The sequence below is a fragment of the Moorena sp. SIO4G3 genome, assembly GCF_010692305.1.
GTDB classification, from domain to species: Bacteria; Cyanobacteriota; Cyanobacteriia; order Cyanobacteriales; family Coleofasciculaceae; genus Moorena; species Moorena producens_A.
This window is the reverse complement of sequence record NZ_JAAHIG010000178.1, coordinates 8,830-17,665: the sequence shown is the minus strand read 5'-3', so window position 1 is coordinate 17,665 and position 8,836 is coordinate 8,830. Positions and strand designations below refer to the sequence as shown.

The following is an 8,836-nucleotide window of genomic DNA, read 5'->3' as shown; positions in this document are numbered from 1 at the left end:
AGCGGGATTTTCGACGTCTGTGGATTACTCGCATTAACGCAGCAGCACGTCAAAATGGCATTAGCTACAGCCAGCTGATGGGTCAAATGAAAAAAGCCAATATTCAAATTAACCGCAAGATGTTGGCACAGCTGGCAGTGCTGGATCCAGATAGCTTTAACAAAGTGGTGGAGTTAGCGGCTAAAGCTGAGTAAGCATCATATGCGCTACGCGCACGCTACGGGCGTCTGCGGTCAGCCATCACCTTTTGGCCATTCCCGTAGCGTGGCCATAGGCCGAAGCCAATCGCTGATAGCTGAATGCTTAGCTGTCCGGCAAAAGAAGCCCCACAACGAACATGCGCAGCATGAGTGTGGGATGAATTTTGCACAGGGTCTCTTGGAACAGGGAAACGAGCTATCAAGCTTCTCACGAGTTCTGATTGGGTCATCCCGCGTCGCTGTGCTTCCTGTGCCAATTGTCTTTTTTCAAAATCATTAATCCTAATTATCAGTTTTTTTTATTTCATTTTGGATTGTCACATGTTTATACAGTATACTATGATTTTTATAGGTCGATAAATAGGATGACAAGTAATGCGAATAGCTTATCAGTACCGGCTACGTCCAACAAAAGAACAAAAAAACAAGATAGATAATTGGCTATCAATGCTTTGTGATCAATACAACTACTTGTTGGCGGATAGATTTTCCTGGTACGAGCAAAATCGCTGTTCCATCAATGCTTGCCCTCTTGTTTGCTACCTTCCTAAATTAAGGGATAATCCGGACTATTACAGCCAGAAAAAAACTTTACCAAATCTCAAGAAAACTCATCCCTGGTACAAGGAGATCCATTCTCAAGTACTTCAAGATGTAGTCAAAAGGGTAAAGCTAGTTTTTGATAGGTTTATCAAAGGGGACAGTAATGGAAAACGAAGTGGGAGACCTAGGTTTAAGAAGCGTTACCGTTACCGTACCTTTACTTATCCCCAAATGAAAGACGGGTGCTTGGAGGGCAATCTGATTAACCTACCTAAGCTAGGCAAAATCAAGGTTGTACTACATCGCCTTATTCCTAACGGGTTTAAAATTAAGACTGCTTCTATTACCAAGAAATGTGATGGCTATTATCTGGTCTTATCCCTAGAAGATAAGACAGTTCCCGAGGTTAAACCTGATATCAATCCTGATTCAATAATTGGTATTGATGTTGGACTTAAGGATTTTTTAACTACATCTGAAGGGGAAACCATTGAAATCCCGCAATATTACCGAAAATCTCAAAAAAGACTAAAGATTATTCATAAGCGGGTATCCCGACGAAAAAAAGGTAGTAATAATAGGCTTAAAGCTATCAAGCAACTTAGTAGGCAGCACAAAAAAGTGGCGGATAAACGTAAAGACTTCCACTTCAAAACCGCCAACTATTTACTGTCAAAATACGATGTAATAGCTCACGAAAAACTAAATGTTAAAGGACTTGTCTTATCCCGATTGGCATTATCTGTGTTGGACGCCGGGTGGTCAAGCTTTCTGACAATTTTGACAAACAAAGCCGTTCGCGTAGCGTGGCCTACGGCCTTGAATGCTGGTTTGTTGGCGGTTCCAGTAAGCGCCCATAATACTTCACAGAATTGCTCCAATTGTGGAAATAAAGTTCCTAAAAAGCTGCATGTCCGGTGGCACGATTGTCCTCATTGTGGGTGTAGTCTTGACCGTGACCATAATGCAGCGATTCGGCGAAGCCGACGCTACGCGAACAACATCAAAAATAGAGCGGAAGGGCAGTCCGTTCTTAAAGCCCAGCGCCTCCTAAGCAATGGCCGGATTGGCTGGGAAGCCTACACTGAACCTAAAAGGTCAGTATAGGAGCTGTCACCAACCTGAGAAACTCGGGTTTTGGGTAAATTGCTAATCCTTACGGGTAAGGCTGGTCAGGGATAAAAATAACCTTTGGTTCTTTTGATTATTATAGATTATAATAATTATCCAACCCAACTTTAATTAGTATCTTGAATTAGTATTATAGCAATAATATATCCCATAAGGTACAAATTCATCCCCCATGATCCCCCTTAATAAGGGGGACTTTGAGGTTGAGAAGCGTACCTCATAACTGCGATAAACGCTATAATTTGGTATTAAATCGGTATTTAAATTGGTATTTAATTTGGTATTGTTTTTTCAGGAAAATCCCCAAAAACACGACCGATAGCTTACCTTTTTCCCAATTTCGATTCCCCAACCGATGCTTAAGCACAAATTCTTCAACTTTGGTATGGTCTTCGGATTGACGGCGATGTCTTTTTTGACACCGTTACGGGTTCGGAGTGCTCAACTTGAGGAAATAGAGCAGCGGGGTCAGTTGATTGTTGGTGTCAAAGATAATCTGCGCCCTTTGGGATATAGGGATGCCGATGGCAAGTTACAAGGATTGGAAATTGACCTAGCACGACGTCTAGCAGAAGAACTCTTAGGTGATTCTGATGCGGTGGTGTTGCAGCAGGTGGGAAATATTGACCGACTTAAGGTGGTTTTGGACGGTGAAGTTGACCTGACAATTGCTAGAGTTACAGCCACAGCACCTCGCCGTCGATTGGTGGATTTTAGTATCCCCTACTACCTGGATGGCACGGGTTTGATTACTAAAGACCCGTTAATTACCAGATTGGGTGATCTCCATACCAGAACCATCGCCATACTCAATCATTCTAGCACAATTGCCGTGGTGCAGTATGCTTTACCGGAATCTAGGGTGGTGGGAGTAGATTCCTACCAAGAAGCGCGATCGCTTTTAGAAAATGGTAGAGCTGATGCTTTTGCTGCCGATAATAGTATTCTGAGTGGCTGGGTACAAGACTATCCTGAGTATCGGATGCTACCAGTGTGGCTCTCGGGTGAAGCCTTGTGTGTGGTGATGCCTAAGGGGTTACAATACACCAAGCTAAAGCAGCGCGTGAATAATGCGATCGCACGTTGGCAAGCAGATGGTTGGTTAGCTCAACGAGCAACTGCTTGGGGATTACCATTAAGAAGAAAAAAAGTCAAACCTTATGAATGATACACTGCCAACGATTTATCTGTCAGTTTTGCTAGTCCTACTTGTTGGTGTTAGTATCGCTGTGCTGTTCCAAGTTATCAAAACTCGTAAAATTGAAACCACTCTCTCTCGGTTGGAGAAAAAACTGCAAAAAGACCGGGGGACGGTTATAGAGTATTATGAATTGGGCAGTATTTATGCAGACAAGAAGCTCTTTGGTCAAGCTATCCTACTATTTCAAAAAGCGTTGAAAGGGACTGATGCTGACGAGGAAAACCTTGCTCCTGTCTATAATGCTTTGGGTTTCGCCTACTGTGCCAAAGAACAATATGATCTGGCTATTCGCCAGTACAAAGAAGCCTTGAAGCAAGAGCCTGGATATGTCACAGCCCTCAACAATCTCGGTCATGTTTACGAGCGCAAGCAATTAATTGTTCAAGCCTTAGAAGCTTATGATGAGGCGCTCAAATATGAACCCAAGAATTCTACCGCTAAGCGTCGAGCAGAATCTCTCCGGAAACGCTTGGTTACACCAGCATGAATAAAGTCAGAAGTATCAAGTATCAAGCATGAATTATCAAGGATGAATTTAGTTGTCCTACGACTTCTGGTGCACCAGCGGTTAAGCAGAGCTTATCCATATCAAGGGTTAACCATGGTTGCTTGAGCCCTAGATTGGCAAAGGGACTCTCAGGTGGAACCTCTAACTGGCTACCCACTAAGCCTAAGCGAGATTTAAAATCACCGTTGAAGTAGAGAATATTGCCTGAGAGGGTGCTTAAGACATTGTCATTTAGGGGGACTTGCCAGCCAAACTTGGCGTGATTGTAGCTGAAGCGGCACAGGGTATTCTCTCCTTGACGGACGGTGACCTGATGTTGATATCTGGTAGAGCGTTCGCGTAGCGTGACCTTTGGTCGTTCGCATTTTTCCCAGGTGAACTCAGCTATCTCTTTTGGTAATCCCCAAATTTCTCGACCACCTGCCACAGAATCGTGGTTATCGACGTAGATGTGGGAAATCCAGCCGCCCGTTTTGCCGGAATAGCGCACTCTGCCAGCAACTACAATTAATTCACTGTATTCTAGGACTGACCCTGAGCCGTACAGGGATAGATACACTCCACCTAGAGTCTTTCCTGGCCATAGGGAGACAATGTCAAATTCTGGGGGAATTAGCGATCGCACTCGCTCAATATCAATCAGCTGCAAGGTTTGGATGGCGTAGCCTTGTAGTGTCCAGGGTGGGCTTGGGTAAGTCATCGGAACATCCTCTAGCTAAAATGCTTAATCCGTTGATGGTTGTCAAAGGGATCCAAGATGGCGTTGCTAAATCAAGGAATGAATAGAAGTAGGGTGGGCATCCTGCCCGCCCGAAAAGATCGCCGAACAGGCAAGATGCCCATTCCACAGGTGCGCGCCTCCTAAAATCATTCTATTATTAAGCAACGCCTCCAAGATTATGGTGATTATGATCAAAATGACCAATTTAGCCATCTAGGAAACTGATTATGACACCAGTCAACCTTAACCCAATAATTAGCGCTATTGCAGGTTTAGGGAATTCTGTTGTCAAGAATAAGCTTGAGCGCCATCAGCTTGTCATCAAATTACTAAAGCAATTTAACCTAGCTCCCGATCATCCACCCGCCGATTTTTCTGGAGTTTACCAATACGCCCTTGTCGAGTACGGCGTTGACAAACCTAAGCCAATCCTCGAACTTTTCCGGCAAAAAGATATCCAACAGGCATTCCGCCAAGCACTAGCTGAAAATAACTTTTCAATTATCCTTCAAGAAATCGAGGATTTTCTCGATTGGAATACATTGGGAGATGAGATTAGGGAACTAGGAATTAACCCCAGTCAAGAGTTGTACGAATTTACCGCTGTTTTTATCCAGATTGTCAAACTCACGCGGACACCTGCTCAAGTTCTAGAACTCCAGCAGATAGAAAGCTTACATCAAAAAATAGGAAAGATCCAAGAACAGCTAAAAAGGCTACCCACAGCAGAGGGCATGCGGACACTAATAGCTCAACTAATGGAACAGAGCGATCCAGCACTCTTACCTGCTGAAGCATCTACGAAAAAGAAGCCTAGGGCATTATTAAAAACCGTCGATAACCCCTCACCCTTTATCGTTGGTCCCCCCATCACTCATCCCCGCAACTTTTTCGGACGTGAGCGGGAAATAAAACGTCTTTTCAACTTATTGAAACACCATCCCCTGCAAAATGCTGCCATCATTGGTAAACGGCGCAGTGGTAAGACTTCTCTACTGAAATATCTAGAAAATATAACCACCACCTTGTCAGAACAGTTACGTCTTGGTCAAAAGACTGACTGGTTGCCGAATCCAGAAAACTATTGCTGGATATTTATAGACTTCCAAGACTCCCGCATGGCAAGCAAAGAACGACTGCTTGCCTACATATTAGAATGCTTGAGAATTCCAGTGCCTGCTGCTTGTGACCTGGATTGTTTCATGGACTTGGTCAGTGACAACCTCAACAGGCCTACAGTAATTCTAATGGATGAGATTGGCGTAGGGTTACAACGGTGCCCAGAGTTAGATGATGAGTTCTGGGAGAGTTTGCGCTCCTTGGCAACCAACTACACAGAAGGTAATCTAGGGTTTGTGTTAGCAACCCCCGAATCACCAATTGAGTTAGCTCACCACACCGGTCACAGTTCACCTTTTTTCAACATTTTCGGCTACACCACCACTCTAGGACCGCTGAAAGAGCCAGAAGCCCGGGAATTGATAGCTAGCTCCCCCATTTCTTTCCCTGTTGAGGACAGAGAATGGATTCTGAACCAAAGTGGACGCTGGCCACTGCTACTGCAAATCCTCTGTCGAGAACGCCTTTTCACCATAGAAGATAACGAAACCGATGATCAATGGCGAGAAGAGGGACTAAGACAGATAAAACCATTTCGATACTTATTATAGGGGTCATCACTTCACTTAACTGTTCCCTGCAATTCCTAGACTGATTGATTTATACAGCACTCCAGATTACTGCTGATTGGAGTGCAACTGGCTCAAGAATAAAAATTCAAACTGAAAGCGAAAGTAATTGAATGAAAACAACACTAGAGACCTCTATTGTGCGAATTTATGATACTGGTGGTAAAATTGTCGGTCTTGGTTTTTTAGTGTCTAAGAGGTATGTATTCACCACTTTCAATGTGATTATGAGTGCTCTAGGTATAGTCCCAGAAATAATTAATGTAGAAAATTTGCCTGAGCAGCCAATCTACATCGATTTTCCCCTACTAAGACCAAAAAAGAGGATCATAGCTCGGGTAGTTTTCTGGCGACCCTCTAAGTATCCATCCTCTTACAACAACAAAAAAGGTGAAGAAGATATTGATGATATTGATGATATTTATGATATTGCAGTGCTGGAATTAAAAAGTCCTCTTCCAAACCAGGCTCGACCTGCAAGACTAGTTGTGGCAGAGGATGTCTGGGGGCATCCCTTCAGGACTTTTGGGTTTGTGGTGATGCAGTTGTTGGGTTTCAATAACTATGAAGTCGGTATGTTTAGAAGAATCTTTAAAGGCATGTGGATTTTCGGAGTTTTGAGGGGGTCGCTGGTCTTAGGTGACGTACAAATAGAAATAACAAATAAAGTAGAAGAAGGGTGGAAAGGCTGTATTGGCGCACCGATTTGGGATGAGAAATTGAAAGGGGTGATTGGAATGCTTGTGGCAATCCAAGCAGATTACAATTTGGGTATAATGATTCCTACTACCCAGCTAATTAAAGCCTGGCCTACCTTAGCTAAAGAAGGAAATGTCCACTATGTGGGACTTCGCCAACTTCAAAAACAGCTAATAGGTTTCTTTGTGTGGATCAGACAGTTGGCTTTACCAAGGCATCAAGTAAAGCAACTCGAACAGGATGCCCAACAGTTAGAAAACTGTAAGGATATTCAATCGATTAGAAATGCTCATCGTAGCCTAATAACTGACGAATTGGACGTTCCAGCCAGTCCCCTGCTGCACAGCTTAAGTCGGATCAGTCAGGATGTAAATGCTGCTCTGAATCAGGAAAGTTCCTATAACCAGCGTCTAGCCCTTATGGGTATTGCAGACCGCCTAAATGGGTTATCACTAGAGTTGAACCGCAGCAGTGACAGGTATGCCAAGCGTTTCCGCCCTATAGTCAAAAGTTGGCGTGAAATCTTAACCAATCATGTGCGCGAACTGGCAAAAACAGCTGAACTGCATCAAGACATTGACTCTCCCTACATTATTGGAGTTCCTCTGACAGAACAGCAGGCAATCTTCATTGGGCGGACTGACGTTACTGCTCAAATCGAGCAATTGCTGCTAGACCAGCGCAGACCACCCTTGCTCCTCTACGGTCAGCGGCGCATGGGGAAAACTTCCCTACTCTACAACCTGGGACGCCTGCTCCCCAATACAATTGTCCCTCTATTTGTGGACTTACAAGGACCAGCTACACGGGCAACTGACCATGCTGGTCTTCTCTACAACATTGCCAGAAAAATGGTGGACTTAGCTAACAAGCAACGAGGCATAACTCTGCTGCCTTTGACTCGGGATGCACTAAAGGCAGATCCCTTCACTCGCTTTGATGAATGGCTGGATGATGTCGAGCTAGCACTTGAAAAAAATACGGTCTTACTTGCTCTGGATGAGTTTGAAGCTCTAGACAGGGCTATAGCCAAAGGACGTTTTGACGAGGAGGACGTTTTAGGTATGCTACGGAACTTGATCCAGCACCGTCCCCGCTTCAAGGTTTTACTGGCTGGCTCCCATACTCTAGAGGAATTTCAGCCCTGGGCTAGCTATCTGATCAATGTCCAGGTGATACATATTAGTTACCTGAAAGAAGCCGAAGCACGCCAGTTGATTGAGCAACCTGTCAAGGATTTTGCTCTACGCTATGAGCCAGAAGCCCTTCAGCGCGTGCTAGAACTTACCCGATGTCATCCCTTTCTAGTGCAACTCCTCTGCGCTGAGATTGTTGCACTTAAGAATGAGCAAACACCTACGGTTCGCAGGCTGGCTAAGCTATCGGACGTTGAAGCCGCAATACCAGAAGCTTTAGAACGTGGTAGATTTTTCTTTGCTGATATCGAAACAAACCAAATAGACGCTGCTGGGCTAGAAGTGCTATGTTTCCTTGCGGCAGAGGGGGAAGGGTCGATAGTAAGTCGAGAAGCCTTATCCTGTAAGTTTCCCAATGAACTGGACAGCACTCTCAACTTGCTCTTGAGGCGTGAGCTAATAGAGAAAGAGGATGAAGGTTATCGCTTCCAGGTAGAGTTAATCCGGCGCTGGTTTGCCCTGGCACAAAAAACCTGAGTGATATAGCGCTACGGGCAAGGCAGCTATGCTGAGGGCAGAAGGCAGAAGTTGACTCTAACAAGGTATTAGAAGTAAGAGTTGTCCTCACCTGAGTGGGTACTGGTATAGAAATAATAGAATCAACTGAATGTGGTTAAGTAATTGACATTGTCATGAGTCATATTTTTAGTCCAAATTTTGATTTGGATACTCGAAAAGCTGATGAAATCGTTCCTAGACTTTCGATATCTCCCTTTCTCCCCCTCTCTCGGTTCCTCATTCTCTTGGCACAGGGCATCCTCAGCGTAAAATTTACCTATAATCGAGATAATCGAGAACAGTAGCACCAGCACAAGACAATGCCAGACACACATATTCGCTTTGATTGGGCAATCAAAAAACTGCTGCGTAATAAAGCTAACTTTGGTGTTTTGGAAGGGTTTTTAAGCGAGTTATTGCATTTCGATATTACCATCAAAACCCTTCTCGA

General features: G+C 44.2%; 8 protein-coding genes. 6 read left to right on the top strand and 2 right to left on the bottom strand.

Annotated features, from left to right (window positions below; all coding sequences use genetic code 11):
* Positions 1-194: 50S ribosomal protein L20 (rplT, locus tag F6J99_RS26095; RefSeq protein WP_293116682.1), on the top strand; the 194-nt coding region annotated here is incomplete at its 5' end.
* A 23-nt stretch (positions 195-217) separates the two neighbouring features.
* Here the strand turns inward: rplT and F6J99_RS26090 are convergent.
* Positions 218-457, bottom strand: a complete 240-nt coding sequence (locus tag F6J99_RS26090; RefSeq protein ID WP_293116679.1) for a hypothetical protein — start codon at positions 455-457, stop codon at positions 218-220.
* A 118-nt stretch (positions 458-575) separates the two neighbouring features.
* On the opposite strand from F6J99_RS26090, the gene F6J99_RS26085 reads away from it, so the two are divergent.
* From F6J99_RS26085 to F6J99_RS26075, 3 genes are all read left to right on the top strand, one after another.
* Positions 576-1,850 carry a transposase gene (locus F6J99_RS26085; protein ID WP_293116677.1) on the top strand — a complete coding sequence of 425 codons (1,275 nt, stop codon included), beginning with the start codon at positions 576-578 and terminating at the stop codon, positions 1,848-1,850.
* Positions 1,851-2,280: 430 nt separating this feature from the next.
* Positions 2,281-3,042, top strand: a complete 762-nt coding sequence (locus F6J99_RS26080; protein WP_229424165.1) for a transporter substrate-binding domain-containing protein — start codon at positions 2,281-2,283, stop codon at positions 3,040-3,042.
* The gene (locus tag F6J99_RS26075) at positions 3,035-3,562 is read left to right on the top strand and encodes a tetratricopeptide repeat protein (protein ID WP_293116674.1); all 528 of its coding nucleotides are present in this window, start codon (positions 3,035-3,037) and stop codon (positions 3,560-3,562) included. The genes F6J99_RS26080 and F6J99_RS26075 overlap by 8 nt, the downstream gene beginning before the upstream one ends.
* Positions 3,563-3,584: 22 nt before the next feature.
* Here the strand turns inward: F6J99_RS26075 and F6J99_RS26070 are convergent, their stop codons facing one another.
* Positions 3,585-4,283 (bottom strand): acetoacetate decarboxylase family protein, encoded by a 699-nt coding sequence (locus F6J99_RS26070; protein WP_293116672.1) that lies wholly within the window; start codon positions 4,281-4,283, stop codon positions 3,585-3,587.
* 248 nt (positions 4,284-4,531) lie between these two features.
* Here F6J99_RS26070 and F6J99_RS26065 point away from each other — a divergent pair, with 248 nt between their 5' ends.
* Together F6J99_RS26065 and F6J99_RS26060 are read left to right on the top strand one after the other, a co-directional pair.
* Positions 4,532-5,974 carry an ATP-binding protein gene (locus tag F6J99_RS26065; protein ID WP_293116670.1) on the top strand — a complete coding sequence of 481 codons (1,443 nt, stop codon included), beginning with the start codon at positions 4,532-4,534 and terminating at the stop codon, positions 5,972-5,974.
* Between the two features lie 131 nt (positions 5,975-6,105).
* A complete protein-coding gene (locus F6J99_RS26060) occupies positions 6,106-8,364 on the top strand; it encodes an AAA family ATPase (RefSeq protein ID WP_293116668.1) in 2,259 nt (752 codons plus the stop codon).
* Positions 8,365-8,836 lie beyond the last annotated feature (472 nt).